This is a genomic window from Microbulbifer sp. ABH2_005 (genome assembly GCF_056160005.1).
In genome coordinates this window covers 1,561,605-1,582,971 of record NZ_JBSWWI010000001.1, presented here as the reverse complement: position 1 = coordinate 1,582,971, position 21,367 = coordinate 1,561,605, and the positions used below count along the sequence as shown (strand labels likewise).

14 protein-coding genes are annotated in these 21,367 nt (G+C 48.8%); 7 read left to right on the top strand and 7 right to left on the bottom strand.

Annotated elements, in window-relative coordinates; translation table 11 throughout:
* Positions 1 to 53: 53 nt before the first annotated feature.
* Positions 54 to 1,523 (bottom strand): class I adenylate-forming enzyme family protein, encoded by a 1,470-nt coding sequence (locus ACXAFI_RS06965; protein WP_475108202.1) that lies wholly within the window; start codon positions 1,521 to 1,523, stop codon positions 54 to 56.
* A gap of 1,122 nt (positions 1,524 to 2,645) precedes the next feature.
* Between ACXAFI_RS06965 and ACXAFI_RS06960 the strand changes: the two genes are divergently transcribed.
* Positions 2,646 to 4,097 (top strand): DUF1254 domain-containing protein, encoded by a 1,452-nt coding sequence (locus tag ACXAFI_RS06960; protein WP_475108201.1) that lies wholly within the window; start codon positions 2,646 to 2,648, stop codon positions 4,095 to 4,097.
* Here ACXAFI_RS06960 and ACXAFI_RS06955 read toward each other — a convergent pair.
* Positions 4,091 to 5,122 (bottom strand): AraC family transcriptional regulator, encoded by a 1,032-nt coding sequence (locus ACXAFI_RS06955; RefSeq protein ID WP_475108200.1) that lies wholly within the window; start codon positions 5,120 to 5,122, stop codon positions 4,091 to 4,093. The two genes, ACXAFI_RS06960 and ACXAFI_RS06955, sit on opposite strands and share 7 nt — an antisense overlap.
* Positions 5,123 to 5,218: 96 nt before the next feature.
* Between ACXAFI_RS06955 and ACXAFI_RS06950 the strand changes: the two genes are divergently transcribed.
* Positions 5,219 to 6,772 (top strand): flavin-containing monooxygenase, encoded by a 1,554-nt coding sequence (locus ACXAFI_RS06950; RefSeq protein WP_475108199.1) that lies wholly within the window; start codon positions 5,219 to 5,221, stop codon positions 6,770 to 6,772.
* A 136-nt stretch (positions 6,773 to 6,908) separates the two neighbouring features.
* Here ACXAFI_RS06950 and ACXAFI_RS06945 read toward each other — a convergent pair whose 3' ends face one another.
* From ACXAFI_RS06945 to ACXAFI_RS06925, 5 genes are all read right to left on the bottom strand, one after another.
* Entirely contained in the window at positions 6,909 to 8,135 is a 1,227-nt protein-coding gene (locus ACXAFI_RS06945) for a phytanoyl-CoA dioxygenase family protein (RefSeq protein ID WP_475108198.1), read from the bottom strand.
* Between the two features lie 42 nt (positions 8,136 to 8,177).
* Entirely contained in the window at positions 8,178 to 9,398 is a 1,221-nt protein-coding gene (locus tag ACXAFI_RS06940; RefSeq protein WP_475108197.1) for a phytanoyl-CoA dioxygenase family protein, read from the bottom strand.
* Between the two features lie 92 nt (positions 9,399 to 9,490).
* Entirely contained in the window at positions 9,491 to 11,389 is a 1,899-nt protein-coding gene (locus tag ACXAFI_RS06935) for an alkyl/aryl-sulfatase (RefSeq protein WP_475108196.1), read from the bottom strand.
* A 394-nt stretch (positions 11,390 to 11,783) separates the two neighbouring features.
* Complete coding sequence (locus tag ACXAFI_RS06930) at positions 11,784 to 12,938, bottom strand: acyl-CoA dehydrogenase family protein (protein ID WP_475108195.1); 1,155 nt, start codon at positions 12,936 to 12,938, stop codon at positions 11,784 to 11,786.
* A gap of 305 nt (positions 12,939 to 13,243) precedes the next feature.
* The gene (locus ACXAFI_RS06925) at positions 13,244 to 13,753 is read right to left on the bottom strand and encodes an Lrp/AsnC ligand binding domain-containing protein (protein WP_152453935.1); all 510 of its coding nucleotides are present in this window, start codon (positions 13,751 to 13,753) and stop codon (positions 13,244 to 13,246) included.
* Between the two features lie 141 nt (positions 13,754 to 13,894).
* Here ACXAFI_RS06925 and putA point away from each other — a divergent pair, with 141 nt between their 5' ends.
* The 5 genes from putA (at position 13,895) to ACXAFI_RS06900 (ending at position 21,236) form a co-directional block, all read left to right on the top strand.
* Complete coding sequence (putA, locus tag ACXAFI_RS06920; RefSeq protein WP_444922488.1) at positions 13,895 to 17,041, top strand: bifunctional proline dehydrogenase/L-glutamate gamma-semialdehyde dehydrogenase PutA; 3,147 nt, start codon at positions 13,895 to 13,897, stop codon at positions 17,039 to 17,041.
* Between the two features lie 450 nt (positions 17,042 to 17,491).
* Positions 17,492 to 17,776, top strand: a complete 285-nt coding sequence (locus ACXAFI_RS06915; protein ID WP_475108194.1) for a hypothetical protein — start codon at positions 17,492 to 17,494, stop codon at positions 17,774 to 17,776.
* Positions 17,777 to 17,901: 125 nt separating this feature from the next.
* Complete coding sequence (locus ACXAFI_RS06910; RefSeq protein ID WP_475108193.1) at positions 17,902 to 18,339, top strand: hypothetical protein; 438 nt, start codon at positions 17,902 to 17,904, stop codon at positions 18,337 to 18,339.
* A 538-nt stretch (positions 18,340 to 18,877) separates the two neighbouring features.
* Complete coding sequence (locus ACXAFI_RS06905) at positions 18,878 to 19,255, top strand: DUF6896 domain-containing protein (RefSeq protein ID WP_475108192.1); 378 nt, start codon at positions 18,878 to 18,880, stop codon at positions 19,253 to 19,255.
* Between the two features lie 160 nt (positions 19,256 to 19,415).
* On the top strand, positions 19,416 to 21,236 hold the full coding sequence (locus ACXAFI_RS06900) for an AAA family ATPase (RefSeq protein WP_475108191.1): 1,821 nt from the start codon (positions 19,416 to 19,418) through the stop codon (positions 21,234 to 21,236).
* Positions 21,237 to 21,367: the final 131 nt, after the last annotated feature.

The window sequence follows — 21,367 nt, the reverse complement described above, 5'->3', positions numbered from 1 at the left end:
TCTTATAAAATGCCTACCGACCGAGAAATCTCAGTGTTTCCAGCTGAGAGGGTTCAGGATTGAAGCTCTCGCTCCAGTTTCTTTTTGTCAATTTTGCCATTTGCCGTCAAATCAATTGACTCGACAAATCTTACTTCCCTGGGTGTGTAATCAGCATCCAGATTCTCTTTTAGCCACACTTTGAACTGCTGCTGATTCTCAGGTGTGTTTTCTTGTAGTTCGAGCACACAGACTGCTATTTCATTTTGAAATTTGTCTGTAGAACCAATAACCACACTGAGGTGCACCAATGGACAAGCATCTATCACATTCTCCAGGTCTTTGGGGAACAGACAAAAGCCTGCTTGTTTGATCAGGTCTTTGGAGCGACCCTTAAAGTAATAAAAGCCCTCATCATCCCGACTGAACAAATCACCGGTAGCGAGCCAGTTATCATCCCGGTAAAGACCGTTAACAATTTGCGCTCCCCCTTGAGCACTGGGATCATAGTAAGCTTGCATAACCCCTGAGCCGCGCACGAAGAGCTCACCAACTTCATTGGCTTGCGCTTCCCTGTAGGTATTCGCCCGGGCGTCGAGCAGAAAGATGCGAGCATCCAACCCAGGAATAGGCTTCCCTACAGAACCCATTTTTTGCTCCCAAAGCTCCGGCTCCAGGTACAACGCTCTTTTGCACTCGGTCAAACCATACATTGAGAAAACATCAAGTGAAGGACGATACTCTTTCCATGTACGAATTACATACTCCGGTAAGTGACCACCGGTATTGGTAATAGCGCGTAGTGCAGAAAGATCGGGCTTTACCAGTGCCAAAAGTTTCGCCAGTGCGGCGCCCATTGCCGGAACAATGGGTAACACTGAAATTTTCAGCTCAGATATTACTTTCAAAGCCTGCAGAGGATTGAATGTTTTATCGTAAAGAATTGTTGAGCAACCCTTATAGAGGGCAAACAACACTTGATACAGGCCGTAATCAAACGACAGAGGTGATAGACATAAAATACGATCTTCGCCAGACAGGCGAAGGTACTGAGAGAGAGATTCCAAAGAGGTAAGCACATTCTGGTGAGTGAGCATGATGCCCTTTGGCTTACCGGTACTGCCCGAGGTGTAGATAATCAGGGCCAGGTCGACACCTGTAACCCTGGAGGGAGTACAAAGCTCAAATAACTGTTGTTGTGGCCGGTAAGTTTCCAATGGAACGATTTCTTCACCTTCCACTATTCCCTTGGCATTGCAGTCAGAGGCAATAGAATTTATCGCCGATTGAGTTGCATCGCCCTTGACCGGAACTACCACCAAGCCTAAATGCCAGGCGGCCAACATTGTCGCCACAGTAAAAATATCGTTCTGTGCCCTAATAACAACTCTGTCCCCATGGGCCAACTGAATATCAGTCTGCTGCAAAAGAGACAATGCACTTTCACAACATTGAGCCGTTAATTTTTCCCCAGTCAGATTTTCAAGGCTTCCACACCAGAAACCAGTAACAACCCTGTCGAACAGGTCGGCAAGCGAGAACATTATTAGTCCAAATTTTTTTTCTAAAACTTTTTCTGTGACTTCAATCCTCCCCCATTAAAAGAAACTGAAGTCACCTACATGGCACGATCATTTTATAAAGTGAGCTCTCCATAATGACAAGCATTATCTTAAATTCCTGTGATGGAGTTTTCATTCCGGCACTCGCAGTTCAGGAAAGTCATTATTTCCTAAATTTTTTTCATGTTGACTTTTGATTACTATTGAACAAGACATTCAACGGGAAAATAATTTTATTGAGAGATATTTGGTGAGAACCAATTTTCAGCACGGATGCCGTTACAGCAAATCGAGTATTGATGCGCGAATTATTTTCACTATTCATGTAATTTATTTCAAAACCACCTAGCAGTTCTCAACCGCTACACACTCCAATCACAGCCCTCTCAGAGTGACATAATAAACCTCTTCGGTTGATCTTTTGTTACACCTAAGGCCGTAAAAAAATCTTTCCTTCGAGCGCCCTTCAACATCAACTTCCTCACTTCACCCCAGTTTATTTATTCGGATAGGAGGCGATTCTCCTCTCATAGGATTTACAGGCGTTGAATTCTCGCTTTTAAAATGTCCTAGCTTGCGTCAAAAGTTGGTGAAAATATCGGCCATCCAGGGGTTTCAAAAGAAGCGGCTTATATAATTAGACCAGCATCTATTTTTGGCCTGAGAGGCAAGTGGCGGGCTTATTTGGCACTTTAAATAGACTGGCGCAAAAAGTTTCAAATGAAACAACTACGACCAACTACAGTGTCAATAGCCTATCAACCTGCTTAGGCCTTAATTGATAACTCGATATAGCGGTTAAAAACGATGATGTTTTTGCAGCTTATTTACAAATGTGAAATTAACATCAGCAGAAAAAGCGAATAAGAGTGATATAGACACTCCACAAGTGACGGATCTAATAAACGATGCCTGGGACAGCAATAAAAGTGTTTAACGACCCCCGCTGTGTCTCCAGCCGAAGCCATTAAAGAGGAATTGAGATTGAACAGTTGGCCATTGCCGCTTACGCAACAGCCGCATAAATCCAACACAACCTCGCGGATGATTTTTCTCACGCTATCAATCCTCTTTACGCTATTCCATCCTAGCCTGAGAGCGGACGTGAGTAAGGAAGCTGTGGAATCCATCAATACGCCGGATGAAATAGAAAGCAGTATCGGTGTGCTTAAATTTCGCGACGGCGCTCCCTACCCAGAGACAGCAGAAAAACTCTACGACTACCTGGATCACATGCGTGCGGTCGATAGCTTTTTGAAGGGAATCCAGGGCGCCTCGGTACACGGGCTGATGAAAGGTGGCCGTGAACTGGGTGCCAAAGCGGCAAATGAAGTTTTGATCTTTGATCAGCTGATGAATTCTGAATCTTTATTTCTGACCGGAAACACCTCGACCATTTATACCCTCGCCTTTCTGGATCTGAAGCGCGATGGCCCTACAGTGCTGCACTCCCCTCCCGGGGTAACGGGTGCCTTTAACGATGCCTGGTTCCGCTACGTGGAGGATATCGGGCGCTCTGGGCCGGATAAGGGGCGAGGTGGCAAGTACCTGGTTCTCCCACCGGATTACAAAGGCAACCTGCCCTTTGGCTACTTCCCGGTCTACCCACGCTCCTATCGTGTCTGGGTGTTTATGCGCTCACCGGGCGACCAGCCCCTTGAAGCCGCGGCCCAAAATGTGAAAGACCACCTCAGGATCTACCCTCTCTCCAAGAAAGGAAACCCGCCCCGGATGGTGTTTATCAGCGCCTCAGGTAAGGCCTTCAACACCATCCACCCCAACAACTACAAATTCTATAGACACCTGAACGAAGTCATTCAATACGAATGGATCGGCATGCTGAACCCGGAAACCCGCGGCCTGTTTGCCTCTATCGGCATTGAAAAGGGCAAGGCTTTCAGCCCGGATGAACGCATGACCAAAATCCTTACCGATGCCGTGGCGATTGGGAATGGCATCGCACGCTCCATTGTTTGGTATCCCCGCACCGATAAGTCCCTAGCAGACGTCAAGATCTATCCGGGAACTGACAGTGCCTGGGTTATGGCATTTCCTGGCAAGAATATTTTCTTCAACGGCCCCGATGGCGAGACAATCAATAGTGATGCCCGGGTCAGCTACTTCTACCCCTATACCGGGGTGAGCCCGGCGATGACCGCCATTGAGCCCGGTAAGGGCTCCGACTATGCCATCGCCTTCGTGGATGAAAACAAGGAACCTTTCGATGGCGGCAAGAAGTACAAGCTGCACTTACCGCCGGATGTCCCGGTCAACGCTTTTTGGGCCGTGAACATTTACGACAGCCAGACCCGCTCACAACTGAAAACAAGCCAGAAATTCCCCTCGGTAAGCAGCCAGAGCAAGGGGATCATGCAAAACTCCGATGGCTCTTACGATATCTACTTTGGCCCCCAGGCACCCAAAGATTTCGAACACAACTGGCTTGAGACGGTGCCGGGCAAGGGCTTCTTTGTCATTTTACGCCTCTATGGACCACTGGGCCCCTGGCTGGAGAAAACCTGGCGTCCCGGAGAAGTCGAACCCACAGACTATTGATTGGCGAGAGCCAGCCTACGCCGGTAGTTACGGGGAGTATCCGAAAACCAACGCCGACAAGCCCGCTGAAAAGTGCTCTGTTCAGCATATCCCAGCAACCCAGTGATCTGCCCCAGAGCCAGGCCGGTATTGGACAGATACTCCGCAGCCAGCTCTCTGCGCACCAAGTCCAATAGGGAGTCAAAACGCAATCCTTCCAACGCCAGGCGTCTTTGCAGGGTGCGCGGGTGCAAGCTTAGCTGGGCGGCTACAACCCCCACCTGATACTGTCCAGTGGGCAGTAATTGCCGCACCAGCTCTCGAACTTGTGTGCCCAGTGAGGCCGCTGCGGAAACACGCTGCTGCTCCAGATAACTGGTAGCCAAACGCTTGGTGATCGGATCAGCGGAAGCGAGAGGAGTGTCCAACTGCTCCGCAGGGAACTCCAGGGCGCAATAGCCAGATAGGAATTCGACCGGACAGGAGAAATATTCCTGGTAATCAGCAGGCGCACTCTGAGCCCCATGAGGCAGCAAGACCCTCAATGGTGCCGTATTAGCCCCCATCAGCATTCGCAACATCATCAAAGCATTGCCCAGGGTTTGCTCGTGGATCTGCCGGAAACGGCACAGGGCCGGATCGAGCTGATCAAACACCAAGCGATCAAAGGTCCCATCAATAGTCCTAGCAAAGGTCCCAGCTGCTGCGGATTCAATACGTAAGTGAGTAGCCGGGCTGTGCAGTGACATAAACCGGCCTACCGCCTCAATGGCTTCTCTGGCAGAGGTGGAATTGCAAGCTATCACTGCAATGCCCCCCAACCGGTCAACACCCTGTCGCGCAGCGAGGCGAAGTGCAAAATCGCCACACTCTAACCGCTCGGCGGTAATTTCAAGCAAGCGAGCCACATCTACATGAGGGAGCAGGCGACTATCAGAAGCGACTATATCTGCAGGAATATTAAACTCAGCGAGAAGTGCACCAGCATCACCCCCCAACTCCCTTGTCAGCTCAGAATACCCCGTAAGCACACTGGCTCGTATCACACTACCCACTGCTCCCCCAGAGCGTCTGCTGACGCCTCAAGATAATTTTTTGTCGCAATGTAACAATAAAAAGGCCCCGCATCTACGCAGTCTATTGTGTCTAAAGATTCGAAAAGGATGATGACTTTGCAACCGCTTCATTTTGATGTGTTGATCATCGGTGCTGGCCTTTCCGGTATCGGGGCCGCCTGTCACCTTCGCCGCGAATGTCCCTCCAAGAAAATTGCCATCCTTGAGCGCCGTTCTCAAATCGGCGGCACCTGGGATTTATTCCGCTACCCAGGCATCCGCTCGGATTCTGACATGTTCAGTTTCGGCTTTGACTTTCGCCCATGGCCAGGGCTTAAAGTGCTAGCGGATGGCCCCGCCATTCGCCAATACCTGAATGACACCGCAGAAGAATATGCAATCAGCAAAGATATTCACTTCAATGTCGAGCTCTTCAGAGCCAACTGGGATAGCCAGAAGGGTCTTTGGATTCTGGAGGGCAGTGATACAGTCAGCGGGGAGCCCCGCCGCTACAGTTGCAAATTCTTAATCTCATGCACCGGGTATTACGATCACCACCGTGGATACCTTCCTAAGATTCCTGGAGCAGAGCAATTCCAAGGTAACTATATTCATCCCCAGCACTGGCCAGAAGTCCTGGATTACCAGGATAAGAAAATTGTTGTTATTGGCAGCGGTGCTACGGCGGTAACCCTGGTGCCCGCCCTGGCTGACCGAGCCGAACATGTGACCATGTTACAACGCTCCCCCAGCTACGTTATTTCTGTACCCGCATTCGACAAACTCTCTGCAAAGCTTCTCAAGTTTCTGCCAAACTCCTGGGTCTTTAAGTTCGCCCGTTGGCGCAATGTAAAAATACAGCGCTGGCTTTTTAAAGCCTCTAAACACTGGCCCCGATTTATGCGCAACTTATTCTTAAAGGGTGTGCGCAAGAGCCTACCCAAGAACTATGATATGCGCCATTTCACACCGGACTACAACCCCTGGGATCAGCGGGTTTGTGCGGTACCCGATGATGATTTTTTTAAGGCAATACACGCGGGCAAAGCGTCTGTAGAAACTGGAAAAATTAAAACAATTGGGAAGACCTATATTGAACTGCAATCCGGTCAGAGAATCGATGCCGATATCATCATCACAGCAACCGGGCTGAATTTACAAGTGCTTGGAGGCATGCAACTCTGCGTAGATGGAGAGAGAGTTCCTATCAATGAAAAACTCACTTACAAAGCCGTACTATTAGAGGGTGTCCCCAATATGTCGTGGGTTTTTGGCTATACCAACGCCCCTTGGACTCTCAAAGCAGATATCTCCGCTCGCTACATCTGCCGCCTGCTTCGTTACATGGACAAACATGAATATGATATCTGTTTGGCTGAGGATACCGAAGGCTGTAGTGAAAACAACTCAGTCATGAGTAGCCTGAATTCTGGTTATGTGAAAAGGGGCAATCATGTATTGCCACGTCAAGGTAAAAAATACCCTTGGCGCCTTCTGAATAACTATGAACAGGACTCTAAAATACTTCTTCATGCACCAATCGAGGATGGAATTCTCACCTTTCACACAAAACAAATTCCTGAAGAACAAACAGTACAAGTATCAACAGTCAATACAACAGAAGATATGGCTACTCATTAGAGGGGCAATCTGGATGTTTATTACCCCAGCTTGCACAGAAACAACAAAGAAGCAGCTGGGGCTTATAACATTTCAGGAGTATCAGAAATATTAGTGCGGTCTATATTGAGTTAGAGCTAGAAAATAGCCTACAACCTTAATCCTCGATTATCTTATTGTAGCCGTAAGTATCTTTACCATACACTTGAAAATTGGGAACATCAGGGAGCTTGTACTCGACCAAACCCTCCGCGGTTGAGTATATATCAACACCGGAAGGCGCAACCTTAACGTGATTTGGTGTACAGCGTGCTACTGCAGAAAAACGTGAATCCTCTTTAGTGGTATTTGGATAAGAGGCATGCATATTTAAGGAGGAGAATATTAAGCATTCACCAGCTTTCATGTGGACATCAACAACGTCAAACTTATCAAAATAGTCCTCACCCAGCAGTTCAACGGCTGTGCGAAATAATAATACACTCTTGATAAAAATAGTTCCGTAGAGCGCAATTTTGATTAACGTATACATATATGAAAAAGAAAAGGGCTGCAGAGACAAATAAAACAGCTTATTATCTTGAGAATAGCTATAAAGATAATCCATTCGGGCATCTGTCATTGATCCCGGCAGTAAGCGCAAACACCCATTTTCTTCTGTACAGTCTGTAAGTGCCACCCAGGCATTCAGCTGGATGATAGCGGGGTCCATTTTCTGGGTGGGTTGTAATTTGGCATACTTACCACTCTCACGGAAAGTAGCATTTTGGTGCCATATTGTCCCCCCTGCACCGGGGAACTTATGAAACATCTGGCTTCGCCAACACATAACCTCATCACCCAGTATACTTGCAAGACGCTCAGCTATTTGTGGCCTGCGAAATAAGTCTCTGAGTGATTTTATTCGTAACGCCTGGTAAAGCCCGGCACCCTCTATCTGCCACTGATCATGTCTTTTCTCAATATCCTCAATCTTTTCACTTAAATAAATCTCTCCATGAAAATCACAGGAAAATTCCTTTTGAAGTTCCTCCTTTAGTTGCTCCGCCTCATGCTCAGAGAGAACCTGAAATGGTGGCAGATATCCTTTTTCTTCAAAAAAGTCCAAATCTTCATTGCTGAGAAAGTTGCCCTCTCTCTTTGACTTCGGCTGTACATTGCGCGGAATAGTCAAGGTTAGATTTTTCAGTGACTCCAAATCATCAAACAACTGTTTCTTCTTATTCTTTTGGCAAGGTAGAATGAACACCTTATAAAGTATAACCAACCCCATCATCCCCCATATTCTGAGAGATTGACCCGCAGTAATTTGGAACTCATCAGCAACTTCCTTTAGAGAGCCAAATCCTTTTAGCATTTCCTTTAAAGTACTTTTTTTCGCCATTGCCGATACCAAGAATTGAAAAAATGAGCGGGGCAAGCCAGCTTATTCTGCTAACACCTTATTGAATCCATGTGAATCACTCCCATAAACCATAAAAGTATGGACTTCTGGCAACTCAAATTCGACAGGACCCTCAGCACTAGCGAATGTGTCCCACCCTGAAGGCACCACGCGCACATCACTAGAGGTGCAGCGGCCAAGGAAAGAGAATCTAAAACGATCTTTTGAGGTATTTGGGTAAGAAGCATGCATATTCAAAGCAGAGAATATCAAACACTCTCCCGCTTCCATCTCTACATCAAGAACCTCAAACCTCTCTAAAAATTCCTCACCCAACAACTTGATTGCTGTTAGGAATATTAGGGCACTCTTTCCGACTATAGAGCCATAGAGACCAATCTTTGTATATCTGTAAAGGTCTGAAAGAGAGAAAGGAAGCATGGAAAAGTAAAGGCCGCGGTGATTTTGTGCAAAATCGTACAAATAATGAATTCTTGCATCCGTAAATGAACCCGGCAAAAGGCGTAAGCATCCATTTTCCTTGGTGGAATCGGTTAACGCTATCCACGCATTGAGCTGTATGAGTGCTGGTGGAGTATCTTTGGTGGGCTCAAGTTTGGCATCTTTCCCTGTTTCCCTAAAGGTGGCATTCTGGTGCCACACAGTGGCTTCTGTTCCCGGTTTCTTATAAAAAAACTGCGACCGCCAGCAGATAACCTCATCCCCCAGCAAACTCGCCAGCCGATGGGCAATTTGCGGCTTACGCAATAAATCCCTAAAGGGTTTTAAACGGAGGGCTTGATAAGTTCCTGCATCTTCAATCGGCCACTTGCCATGCCTTATTTCTATCTCTCTGATTTTATCTCCATAAAAGCTTACCCCGTGAAAGCCATCATCATATTCCTTGAGCACCATTTCTTCGAGGTTTTCAGCCTCTTCTGTAGTCAAGACTTTGAAAGGCGGCAGATACCCATTCTTTTTAAAGAACGCCAGAGAATCCTTTTTTAGGAAAGAGTCACCCTCCTCTGCTAATACCGTTTTTTCAGAGGGAACCCGCATTGGTAACTGCTTAAGTTTTTCCATTTCCGCATGGAATTGTGCACGAGTCTTAATTTTCCAGGGAGCAATCAGAAAACGGTAACCTATGGCCAAAGCCATCATGCATAGAATCTTAATATTCTGACCCAAAGACAGCTCAAAGCTCGCACTCTCCTCAAGAGTGCCAATCCCCTCAAGCATTTCCTCCAAGGTACTTCCTTTCATAAATACTCCGGATTGAATCCATTAAATTGCAAATGCAATGACACTCCAAGCCCTCCCCACCCTGACACTCAACAAGAGGAGGAGTCTCAGAGTTAATCTACAGAAGCCTTATTCTTCGGCTCTGGAGTAACCAGATTCCACCAGAAATCGAACTTATCCATCAAAGACAGCAGCACTCTCAACTGGTCTCTATCGCCATCAATTTTCAATGCGTTACTATCCATTTTTTCCTGAATTGTCGATGTCCCAAGGATAATATCGTTGAGATCACTGCGATTAATCGTGACGGTGCTTTGGGATTTCTCTACCGGAGCTCCATAGTTAAGCACTGCATTTTCCAGTACTAGAGAGTATTTTTCTTCGACATCCGGCAAAGTGATATTGATGGCAATTTGCTTACCCGTTGCCTTGGGACCATTCAATCGAATTCCTAAATAATCAAAAATCAGCACAGTGGGCATACTGCGAATAGTGTCGGCGCTGGCTGTCAATGGAACTGGAAACCGCTCTATACCGTGGCGTAACTCCTTGGCACCACTTAAGAAAAAGTTTCTCCAAGTGCCATTTTCCTGCTGGTAACCCATCTGCTCTAATGCGTTAGCCAGTAAATCACGCGCTGCAAGATTATTGGGCTCGGCAGAAACCAGCTTGTCGAGCACTTCAGCCACCCAGCGGTACTCTCCAGCCTCATAGTCCCTCTTGGCTTGCTTTATCACATTGGCCGCACCACCCATATATTGAACATATTTTTTCCCGGCAGCAGTGGGAGGCATCGGGTAGAGACGCGCAGGGTTTCCATCAAAGAACCCAAGGTAATAATTCCATACCGCGCGGGTATCGTGATTGACACTGCCGTAATAGCCGCGATTGGCCCAGTATTGGGAAAGCTCTGGGGGCAGCTTCATCAACTCGGCGGTCTGAACCATGTTGTAGCCGTGATTGGCCAGACGCAGAGTCTGGTCATTGAGGTACTTATATAAATCGCGCTGCTTTTTCAAATGGTTGATTACATTCTCCTGCCCCCAGGTGGGCCAGTGATGTGGAGCAAACAGCACCTCCACCTGCCCTCCCCAGCGCTGTAATGTCTCATTGAGATAGCGGGACCAAGCTCGCGCATTGCGCACCTTGGCGCCGCGCAATGTGTAAAGGTTATGAAGTGTATGGGTGGCGTTCTCGGCGGCGGTAAGCGCCTTTAGCTCGGGAATATAGAAGTGCATTTCCGCAGGCGCCTCGGAACCAGGCGCCATCAAAAATTCAAAGGTAAGGCCATCGATTTTTCTGGTCTCACCGGTTTTACTGATCGTATCCGTGGGCTCAATCAGAGTGACGGTACCCGTGGATGTCTCCAATCCCAAACCCGCTCCCAGAGTGCCCTTCGGGTCTTTGGGCAACAGGTTGCCATACATAAAACTGGCGCGGCGCGCCATATGATTACCGGCAAACACATTTTCACTCACTGCCTCAATTAAAAAATCTTTGGGCGCGATCACTTTCACCCTACCAGCTTTAACCTCCTCTTCATTCACTACTCCGCGCACACCGCCGTAATGATCGACATGGCTATGGGTATAGATCACCGCCACTATCGGTTTATTCCCCCGATGCTCGCGATATAAATCCAATGCGGCTTTTGCGGTCTCCGCAGAGATTAAAGGGTCCATCACAATGACCCCACTATCCCCTTCAATAAAAGTGATATTTGAAAGGTCCGCACTGCGCACCTGGTAAATTCTCGGTATCACCTCATAGAGACCGCCCTGGGAAATTAATTGAAGCTGTCGCCAGAGGCTGGGGTTGGCGGTATCGGGGGCTTGCTGGTCATTGGCGAACTGGAAGGCCTCCAGGTTCCACACCGGATTCCCTTTTTTATTGTTGATAATGCCGTTATTGGGCAAAGGCGCAATAAAACCACGCTTTACATCGGCGAAATCCTGGCGATTAGCAAATGGCAGCTCTTTTAGTACGGCATGATTTTTCTTTTTGGTAATCACACTGGCAGGCTTTGGCTCTTGTGCTGACAATGAATAGGGTATGGATGAAATCAAAAATATGATGAGAGCGACGAACCCGAAAAAAATGTCCTGGTATTTTTTCATTTTTCTCACCCAACCTTGAGCCTCTCCAAACCCTGCAGTGAACCTGCCGACAGACAGAAAATGACCGAACCTGAAGCGGAGGAAAAACTTTCCTGTAAAGCGTAGGAGGGATTATAGGCAGGTAGAGAATATGTGCTTGTGGCCAGCCCCGCTAAGAAAAGCGGAGCTGGCTAGCGCAACCTGATTAGGATAATGATCGGACAATAACGGATGGGATTTTAGAAACCCGGGATGAATCGGCGACTATCAACAAGGCCTTGTGCTGCAAGCCACCGATAGCCAAATGCTATCAACGCACATCCAGCAAGTGACGGGCGATAATCAGGCGCTGTATCTCACTAGTGCCCTCGTAAATAGTGGTGATACGCACATCACGGCTCATTCGCTCCAGCGGGTACTCGCGGGTGTAGCCTACCCCGCCGTGAATCTGCAGCGCTAGGTAGCAGGCTTCATTGGCTTTTTCGCTGGCAAACAGCTTGCCCATTGAGGCCGTCGGGCCAAAGGCCTGACCGGCATCTTTCTGCCAAGCGGCTTGTAACAGCAGCAAACGCGCGCCTTCCAACTCAGTGTATTTATCGGCCAACTGCCACTGCAGGCCCTGGAACTGAGCCAGCTTCTTGCCAAATTGCTCGCGCTCGTGCATATAACTGCGAGCGCAATCCAGAGCCTCCAGACCGATGCCCAGCGCCAGTGAGCCGATACCAATGCGCCCGCCCGCCAGCTCGCCGGCGGCAATGCGGAAGCCACGATTCTCTTCACCCAACAGATTGGCGGCCGGGATTCGGCAGTTATCGAAGGAGACTTCGTTGGTTACGGAGGCTTTTTGCCCCATCTTCTCCTCAGCCTTGCCAATAATCAGGCCCGGTGTACCGGCCTCCACCAGGAAGCAGCTAATACCCTTGCCTTTGGCAGCCTCGGAATCCGTCACCGCCCAAACGACAAAAATGCCGGCAAATTCAGCACTGCTGATAAACAGTTTGCTGCCGTTAAGCACGTAGTCGTCACCGTCCTTAACGGCGCGGGTGCGCATGGCTGCGGCATCGGAACCAGAACCCGGCTCTGTCAGGCAAAAAGAACCTGCGGCATATTCACCGCTGCAGATCTTGGGCAGATACTTTTGCCGCTGCTCTTCATTGCCAACCGCCTGGATGACTTCGGCCACCATATTGGTGACTGAAGTGGTCGTGGCCGTGGAACCGCAGCCGCGCGCAAGTTCGGTAATAGCCAGACTGAAAGCTACGGTGCCGGCACCGGTTCCGCCGTAGTTGGGGTCGATATTGATCCCCATAAAGCCCAGTTCAGCCAAGGCTTTTAATTGGCTCAGTAGTAACTCGCGGTTGCCGGTTTTATCGAGCTCTGCGGCGATAGGCTTCAATTCACTCTCGGCAAACTGTCGCGCAGCATCCTGAATCATCTGCTGCTCTTCGCTCAATGAGAAATCCATACAGTACCTACTTTATAGTTATCGCGGTTGGATCGGGCGGCATAGGCGCCGCGCATACATTATGACGAGGATAATAAAATCCCGGCCGACAATGATTGCCAATTCGCCATTTTCCCCAGGGAAATCTGCAATCAATAGGAAGGTTTACGGTGCTGGGAAGTAATTAGGTGTGTAGTCCAGATCGGACTTGTACCGCTAAGGCACATAATAAGTGGTCATTCTTCCACCGGCTCGGCAACCTTATCTGTTTTTTATCTGCCAAGTGGCGAGCGTTTCGGCCATCCCTGACCGCTCAAACGCCAGGCCTAGCGCCTGGTTGTTTTGCTTTTGGGCTCTGGGTCGGGCACCGCAACGGCGGTATCGGTTTTTACTTCCTCCATCACCACATAGGTATGGGTCTCACGCACACCCGGTACCGAAGCCAGCTTCTCACCGAGAAAACGGCGGTAACCCAGCATATCCTTAATGCGAATCTTCACAAGATAGTCAAAGCCGCCGGCCACCATATGACATTCCTGCACTTCCTCAAGGCCTGCCACATGCTGGTTAAAGGCCTCCAGGGCCTCGGTAGCGGTGTTATTCAGGGTCACCTGAATATAAACCACCAAACCGGCATGGACTTTGAGGGGGTCCAGCAGCGCCACATAATCGCGAATAAAACCTTCCCGTTCGAGGCGCTTCACACGCTCCAGGCAAGGAGTGGGACTGAGGTTCACACGGCGCGCCAACTCCACGTTTGGCAGGCGGCCATGCCGTTGAAGAATCCGCAGTATTTGGCGATCGATACGATCCAGATCTTCCAACTGTCGAGACATTACAAAATACCCTACTGGCAATCACGCATTTAGGCGTGATATTTAACCACAACCGTCGCCAAAATGGCGATTAATTCTAAGCACTTTCGCACATAATCCGGTCTTTTATTCTGACCCTAGATATAGAGCTTGGGAGACGATATGTCGACAAACTTCGCCGGAGATCTCCAGAATGCCCGAGAGCGGGCTCACGAGTATTTGCACGCCGACGAAAACCAATGTGTTAGCGAGCTCCTGGCCGCCCCCCGCCCCAGTGACGCCCTGCGCAAGAAAATTCTGAACACCTCGCGCGAGCTGGTGCGCCACTCGCGCCAGCAGCGCAGCAAGCGCGGTACGCTCGATGCCTTCCTGCAGCAGTTCGGCCTTTCCAATAAAGAAGGCGTGGCACTGATGTGCTTGGCGGAATCCCTCCTCAGGGTTCCCGATGCTGATACTGCCGACAAACTGATTGCCGAGAAAGTGCATTCCGGCAACTGGTCCAGCCATCGTGGCCAGTCGGATTCCCTCTTTGTGAACGCCTCCACCTGGGGGCTGATGCTCACCGGCAGCGTGGTCGAGCTGGACCCGGATATCACCGAGCGTCCCTCTCACTGGATGAAGCGCCTGATCAGCCGCATCGGCGAGCCCATGGTGCGCACCTCCATGATGCAGGCCATGAAAATTATGGGCGGCCAATATGTATTGGGCCGCACTATTGAAGAAGCCTTGAAGCGCGGCCCCAAGGAAAACCTGCCCGGCACCCGATTCTCCTTCGATATGCTCGGCGAAGGTGCGCGCACCATGGCCGATGCCCAGCGCTATTACGACGCCTATATGATGGCCATCGAAGCCATCGGCAAAGACAATAGTAAGCGCGATGTTGTCGAGGCCAACGGTATCTCTATCAAGCTCTCCGCCCTGCACCCCCGCTACAGCGTACTGCAGCGCGAGCGTGTCATGGGCGAACTGCTGCCCCAGGTAAAACGCCTGTGTGAGGCCGCCGCCAAATACGATATGGGCCTGAATATCGACGCGGAAGAAGCCGAGCGCCTGGACATTTCCCTGGATATTTTTGAAGCCCTGGCCCGCGACCCAGAACTGAAAGACTGGCAGGGTCTCGGCTTTGTTTTGCAGGCCTACCAGAAGCGTGCACCCCATGTGGCCGACTGGCTGATCGCACTGGGCCGCGACACCGGCCGCAAACTCATGGTGCGCCTGGTTAAAGGCGCCTATTGGGATAGCGAAATCAAGCATGCCCAGCAAATGGGCCTAAGTGATTACCCGGTATACACGCGCAAATGCCATACCGATCTTTCCTACCAGGTGTGTGCCAAAAAACTGCTGGACGCGGAAGAAGCGATTTACCCGCAGTTCGCCACCCACAACGCCTATACCGTGGGCCTGATTTTGGAAATGGCCGGCGAGCGCACCAATTTTGAATTCCAGCGCCTGCACGGCATGGGTCACCTGCTCTATGCACAGATCGAAGCCGTGCACGGCAAGCGCGTGCCCGTGCGGGTTTACGCCCCCGTGGGTGCCCACCGCGACCTGCTGCCCTATCTGGTGCGTCGCCTGTTGGAAAACGGCGCCAACAGCTCTTTCGTCAACCGCTTTATGGATGAGAACACACCCATCGAAGCACTGGTGCAGGATACCCTCGATTTAAGTGAAGCCTGCAACCCCCTCCGCCACCCGCAAATTCCTGTACCGGAGAATATTTATATGGGCGCAGAGGCCCTGCCACGGAAAAATTCACACGGCATCGAACTGACCGACCCACTGGCTGTAGAACCCTTATTGGAAGAGCTGCAAAAACAACAGGGCAAACACTTCCTCGGTGGCCCTATTGTCGACGGTGTCATGGGCAAGGCGGAAGAGCCGGTCTACAACCCGGCCAGCGGTGAAGTGATCGGCCACACTGCCAATACCGACAAGCATTTGATTGAGCGAGCCTACGCCTCCGCCACCGAGGCGCAGATCGACTGGGACCGCCAGGGTGGCAACAGCCGCGCGGCGATTCTCGATCGCATCGCCGACTTCTATGAAAAGAAAATCAACGAACTGGCAGCCATTATCTGCCTGGAAGCGGGCCGCACTTTAAACGACGGCATCAGTGAAGTGCGCGAAGCCGTAGACTTCTGCCGCTACTACGCCAATGCCGCGCGCCAGCACTTCAGTGAGCCCACCGAGCTGCCCGGCCCCACCGGCGAAAAAAACCAACTGTTCCTCGGCGGCCGCGGTGTATTTGTAGCCATTAGCCCCTGGAACTTCCCCCTGGCCATCTTTACCGGCCAAGTGGTCGCCGCCCTTGCCGCCGGTAACGCGGTACTGGCCAAGCCCGCCGAGCAAACCCCGATCATCGCCGCCCACGCCGTGCGTATCATGCTCGACGCCGGCGTTCCCCCCAAGGTACTGCACCTGATTACCGGCACCGGCGCCGCCGTAGGTAAACTGCTGATCGAAGATCCGCGTCTGGGCGGCGTAGCCTTTACCGGCTCCACCGAAACCGCGCGCCTGATCAACCAACAGCTGGCGGCCAAAGAGGGCCCAATCGTACCGCTGATCGCCGAAACCGGCGGCCAGAACGTGATGGTCGTGGACTCCACTGCCCTGCCCGAGCAAGTAGTGGACGACGTAATTCAATCCGCTTTCCTGAGCGCCGGCCAACGCTGCTCCGCCCTGCGTATTCTGTGTGTGCAGGACGTGATTGCAGATAACCTGCTCAATATGCTCAAAGGCGCATGCGAGGAACTCACCCTCGGCGACCCCAGTAAACTGGAAACCGATATCGGCCCCGTGATCGACGAAAAAGCCCTGGGCACGCTGGAAACTCATCGTGAGCGTATGGCCAAAGAAGCCAAACCGCTGTTCGCCTTCGATGAAAACAAAAAGCCCAACACAGGCACCTTCTTCGGCCCACAAGTGGTAGAAATTGAAGATTTCTCCCTGCTTAAGCGCGAAGTCTTCGGCCCCTTCCTGCACGTAGTGCGCTTTAAAGCCGAAGAACTGGAAGACGTGATCCGCCGCATCAACGCCACTGGCTACGGCCTCACCTTCGGTCTGCACTCCCGCATCGAAGGCCGCGCCGACGCAGTATTCAAGCGTGTGAACGTGGGCAACTGCTACGTAAACCGCGACATGGTCGGCGCAGTGGTAGGTGTAAACCCCTTCGGCGGCCAGGGCCTCTCCGGCACCGGCTTCAAAGCCGGCGGCCCCCACTACCTGTTCCGCTTTGCCACCGAGAAAACCAAAACCATTAATACCGTTGCCACTGGTGGTAATACGCAACTGTTTAGTTTGGTGCAGTAGACCTTAAGACCAGAAAGAGCGGGCTTTGCCCGCTCTTTTTTACTTTAAAATCGCAACCACCCACCACCCCCTTCCCCAACGCTCACAGCTCCACCCTATTTAGCCAAATCCACAGATGTAACTTTTTGAATAGCAAAAGTGCTTGAAAATAGTACAGCTACGGCACTTTTTGCTCGATTTCTCCAAGATCAATAGCAGCTGCACATATCCACTGGGGCAACCAGCTAACTCATTGACTTTTAAGGTATTGCAAATAAGATCAAAAACCACGAAATAACAAGATATATAAGCAGCTTCTCATATCCACATTCTGACGTTTGTACTAACTATGTCTAAAAGACTGAATTTTCTGATTTTTTTCGCCAGGCCTGTGGCTTATGGTGTTGGGATATATGAATGGGGATATAATGCAGCTGCTTTTGAATACGCTGTTATAAATAGGACTAAGTAATGAGTGGTGAACCAAAAGAAAAATCGAAATTGCTGAGGATTATTCAATCTATTTGCTCACTATCTATAGTTGCCGTTATTTGCTACAGCATAATCTATGGAGTTGAATTGGTTTCTTCAGCTATTGCTGTGTCCGCAATAGCTGGCCTTGTATTACCGGCTGTTATTTCCGAGTCTACCGTGGGTATCGTTGAGATTTTAACTGGTGTTTTGGAAGCCTTCGTAGAAGGTTTGGTTTGTGCTGTTACGGGTGTGCTTGAGGTTATTGGTTCAATTTTTAGCTAGCATCTTAGAAATTTATAACAAGTTGCTGCATCCGACAGCCTACACTCCGCCCGCTTTATGCTATACGCTACGCTAGCACAAAGCGGCTTCATTTCGGCAGCGGCTGAGCAAGGCGTTAAGCAAATATGAAGTCACTACTCGACAATGGACAAAGCTGGGTTCTAGATAGAATTGAATACGCTGATGGACTGGATATTTTCCTTCAGGAATTGAAGAGTGGATTTATAGAAGATATCAATATTGATGGCACAACTATCAAAAATGTATACCCTCTTCTAGCAGATGAGGGCAGCTTAGTAGCAAGAGTGTCATTCTCTGATATTTTGGCTTGGCAGTGTCTAAATGAGTCTGCAACCACAGACTTCCCGGGAGAGGTGTACAAAAGTTCTGGATTTTTATCTGTTCTTTCTAGTTCAGCTTACTTGAACTATGTCCTTTCGAGCCATGGATGGTATGTTGAAGTGCAAGAGCGGCCCGTACAGCACTACAGGGTCTGGAGCGAGAATGAAATCCTGGACGTCGTAGCTTTCGGCCCTCCAATAATCGAGTCCGTAAATGCTTAACAAGCAGCGGCAGGGCGACAGCCAACGCTACGCACCTTTTGTGTTGCTCGCTGGCGCTCAAACATTAACACAAAATGCACTCCGCGCTGGCTGCGCCTGCGCTGGGCGTTAACTGCACAAAGAGAATGAAAGCACTTACTAATTATTTTCATGGAATAGCGAATAAACTGTATCCAACTCGCTGGGTCCTTGTTCTCGCGCCCTTTATTCCATTTGTTGCATGGTCCCCACTGTCTTCAGCGATACTAACTATTGCTTGGTTTTGGTGCATGCTTTGCTTGTTTATTGTGCTGATGTATGGACCGATTAAGAGCTTTGAAGGATCTTTGATATGGTTGGGGTTTAGGCCTTTCGCCTGGGTTTTTATCTTGATTTTTGGTGTTGGGGTACTAGCGGGAACAGTACTAATAACTTATGGCATTGTGCAAGGCAGTTAACAAGCGGCTGTTGTCTCCCCTTTGGGGCTGGGACGGCCTTTCCGCTGCTTCGCAGCTACAAGTCCGCCCCAAAGCCGGGCGTTATTGGGCCAGAAATAGGCATGGATAATTTAGAAAAAATTAAAAGAATAATTCCTCTTTGGTATGCGCAACGACTATGGGCGGAAGAATTACTAAAGAGAGCCTTCGGTCTAGAATCGGCAGAGGACATTCTTACTCAGGATCTTAGAGGCAATAATTCCATACCAGGAACAAACTGGATGTATAGAACGCATGGCGTAGGAGTAGATATATATAGGACAGCTGATGTTGGTGGCATAGACTTTGATTTTAACAAGCCTGACCCGGACCCGTGGAGATTACGCATCTTTTTTGAGAAGCAATACAATGAGGGTAATTTGCCATTGGCTGAATATCGAGAGTTGTATGAAGATGAGGGGCTCTTGCAGTGTTTTGTAGAGCAGGCCCTGTCGCAGTGATCCCAATAACCAGGCAATGCAGCCGACGGCCAACTTTGTGCACTTTTCGTGCGGTCGCTGCGCTCTCATTGTCGCGCAAAAAGCGCACAAAGCTGGCCGCGGCTGATTGCGGCGTTATAAGGTCGAGTTGTAATGCGGGATTACCTAATAAGGATGAGTAATGCAAATAAAAATTAGCAAAGACTATAAGTCAATATCTGCAGGATTAGAATTTGAATTACCATTCTTTACTGTTCTGACAGGGGAAAACGGAAGCGGGAAAACTCATCTATTTGAAGCCTTGAATGATAATAATACCGGACAGATCTCAATTGATGGAAAGCAGCTTAAATCTATAAGTTACATTGGCTTTGGAGCATTAAATCCTCAAGTAGACCAACGCTGTGACCCAACTCAAATATCACAGAAAGTAAAACAGGTTTGGCAAGAGTTACAGAAGGCTCAACAAAAGCTGGGCAGGAATAAGCGCATGATTCCAGCCGCAGCTTCTCCTGAGCAAGATGCTATATTGCCACACATTCGCAACCAACAGCACAAAGATGCTTTGCTAAGCATATCCAGACAGTCGGGGATCATGCCGTCAGAGCTAACCGAGGATATTATTGCTGACCGGATTAGCATGATGGATCTATCAGGTAATAATCTATTCAATACTCAATTTGCATTGATATTTAAGTCCTATCATGTCAGATACTTAGATAATAAGCTGAATAGAGTGTATGAAGAAGAAGGGATTGCCGATGCTCCTCATTATCTTAATGATGAGGAGTTCAAGTTAAGATACGGTGAAGCTCCTTGGATATTTGTGAATTCAATTCTAGAAAGACTGTGTTTGCCCTATAGTGTCAATGATCCTATGGGAACCAAACGTGATTCAACTTTTGATTTCAAACTTATACACAATACCTCAAACATCGAAGTAAATACTAACGATCTTTCAACAGGTGAAAAGACGCTAATGTCACTGGCATTAGCTATGTATAATTCTACAGGGATAGGTGATCGAGCTGAAATTCTAATTCTAGATGAACCAGATGCGCCTCTTCATCCATCTATGTCAAAACTAATGCTAGAAATCGTGGAAGAGGAAATCGTAAATAAACATGGTATTCCAGTTATATTATCCACTCACTCCCCTACAACAGTAGCTTGCACTCCTGCCAACTCCCTTTACAAGATGACTGCAAGCCAAAAGCAGCCTGAGCAGTGTAATTTGCAGGACTCCATGAGAATCTTGACGTATGGAATACCTAATTTAAGAGTATCTACAGAACGTAGAAGGCAAGTATTTGTAGAACATACATACGACGTAGTCTATTACGAATCCTTATTTGATATAATATCTAGAACAACTGATTTTGTTACAACGCCCCAATTCTTGCCGCCTCATACATTGAATGGGTCAAATTGCGATGCTGTTTTGGAGATAACTCGAAAACTTCGGGATATGGGGAATACTCAAGTATATGGTTTGATTGATTGGGACTTAAAGAATAACCCAGAAAATCAAGTGGTAATCTTGGGAATGGGTAAGCGTTATGCAATTGAAAACTATCTATTCGAGCCACATTTCTTAGGGCTATACCTTATACATAAGAAATTTTCTTCACCCACAGATCTTGGCTTTGATGATTGTAATTCTTATCTTGAATTAACCACTAGAATTACAAACGACAAACAAGCACTGCAAATTCTCATTGATGCTGTTGAAGAAAAAATAACTTGGGAGAGTGAAGAGAAAACTGTAGTTGAGAGTGCTCTTATTGATGGAAGGTCTATCAATATACGGTCCGACATACTTACTCTGCAAGGTCATAAGTATGAAGGAATGTGCAAAGAAACTTGGCCTCAGCTGCGTGGAGTAAGAGGCAACAATGATGGAGATAGCGCTTTAAAGAAGGACATCATCAATACTGTAATTAATGACTTCCCCGGCCTTATATCCAAAGACCTAATTGATACATTGAATGAGCTTAAATAGCCTTATAGCAAGGCGTTGCAGCCGACTGCCAAAATTGTCACTTGTTTCGCTAAAGACCGCAAAACAAAGCGCCACTTTTGGCAGCGGTTGAGCGCGGCGTTAGTGTTTAGCGATACCAGAAAATAATAAGG

What these genes read in the sequence shown, in the direction of transcription:
- ACXAFI_RS06965 (WP_475108202.1), bottom strand. Translation starts at nt 1,523, where the DNA reads ATGTTCTCGCTTGCCGACCTGTTCGACAGGGTTGTTACTGGTTTCTGG.
- ACXAFI_RS06945 (WP_475108198.1), bottom strand. Translation starts at nt 8,135, where the DNA reads ATGGCGAAAAAAAGTACTTTAAAGGAAATGCTAAAAGGATTTGGCTCT.
- ACXAFI_RS06940 (WP_475108197.1), bottom strand. Translation starts at nt 9,398, where the DNA reads ATGAAAGGAAGTACCTTGGAGGAAATGCTTGAGGGGATTGGCACTCTT.
- ACXAFI_RS06930 (WP_475108195.1), bottom strand. Translation starts at nt 12,938, where the DNA reads ATGGATTTCTCATTGAGCGAAGAGCAGCAGATGATTCAGGATGCTGCG.
- ACXAFI_RS06925 (WP_152453935.1), bottom strand. Translation starts at nt 13,753, where the DNA reads ATGTCTCGACAGTTGGAAGATCTGGATCGTATCGATCGCCAAATACTG.
- putA (WP_444922488.1), top strand. Translation starts at nt 13,895, where the DNA reads ATGTCGACAAACTTCGCCGGAGATCTCCAGAATGCCCGAGAGCGGGCT.
- ACXAFI_RS06915 (WP_475108194.1), top strand. Translation starts at nt 17,492, where the DNA reads ATGAGTGGTGAACCAAAAGAAAAATCGAAATTGCTGAGGATTATTCAA.
- ACXAFI_RS06910 (WP_475108193.1), top strand. Translation starts at nt 17,902, where the DNA reads ATGAAGTCACTACTCGACAATGGACAAAGCTGGGTTCTAGATAGAATT.
- ACXAFI_RS06905 (WP_475108192.1), top strand. Translation starts at nt 18,878, where the DNA reads ATGGATAATTTAGAAAAAATTAAAAGAATAATTCCTCTTTGGTATGCG.
- ACXAFI_RS06900 (WP_475108191.1), top strand. Translation starts at nt 19,416, where the DNA reads ATGCAAATAAAAATTAGCAAAGACTATAAGTCAATATCTGCAGGATTA.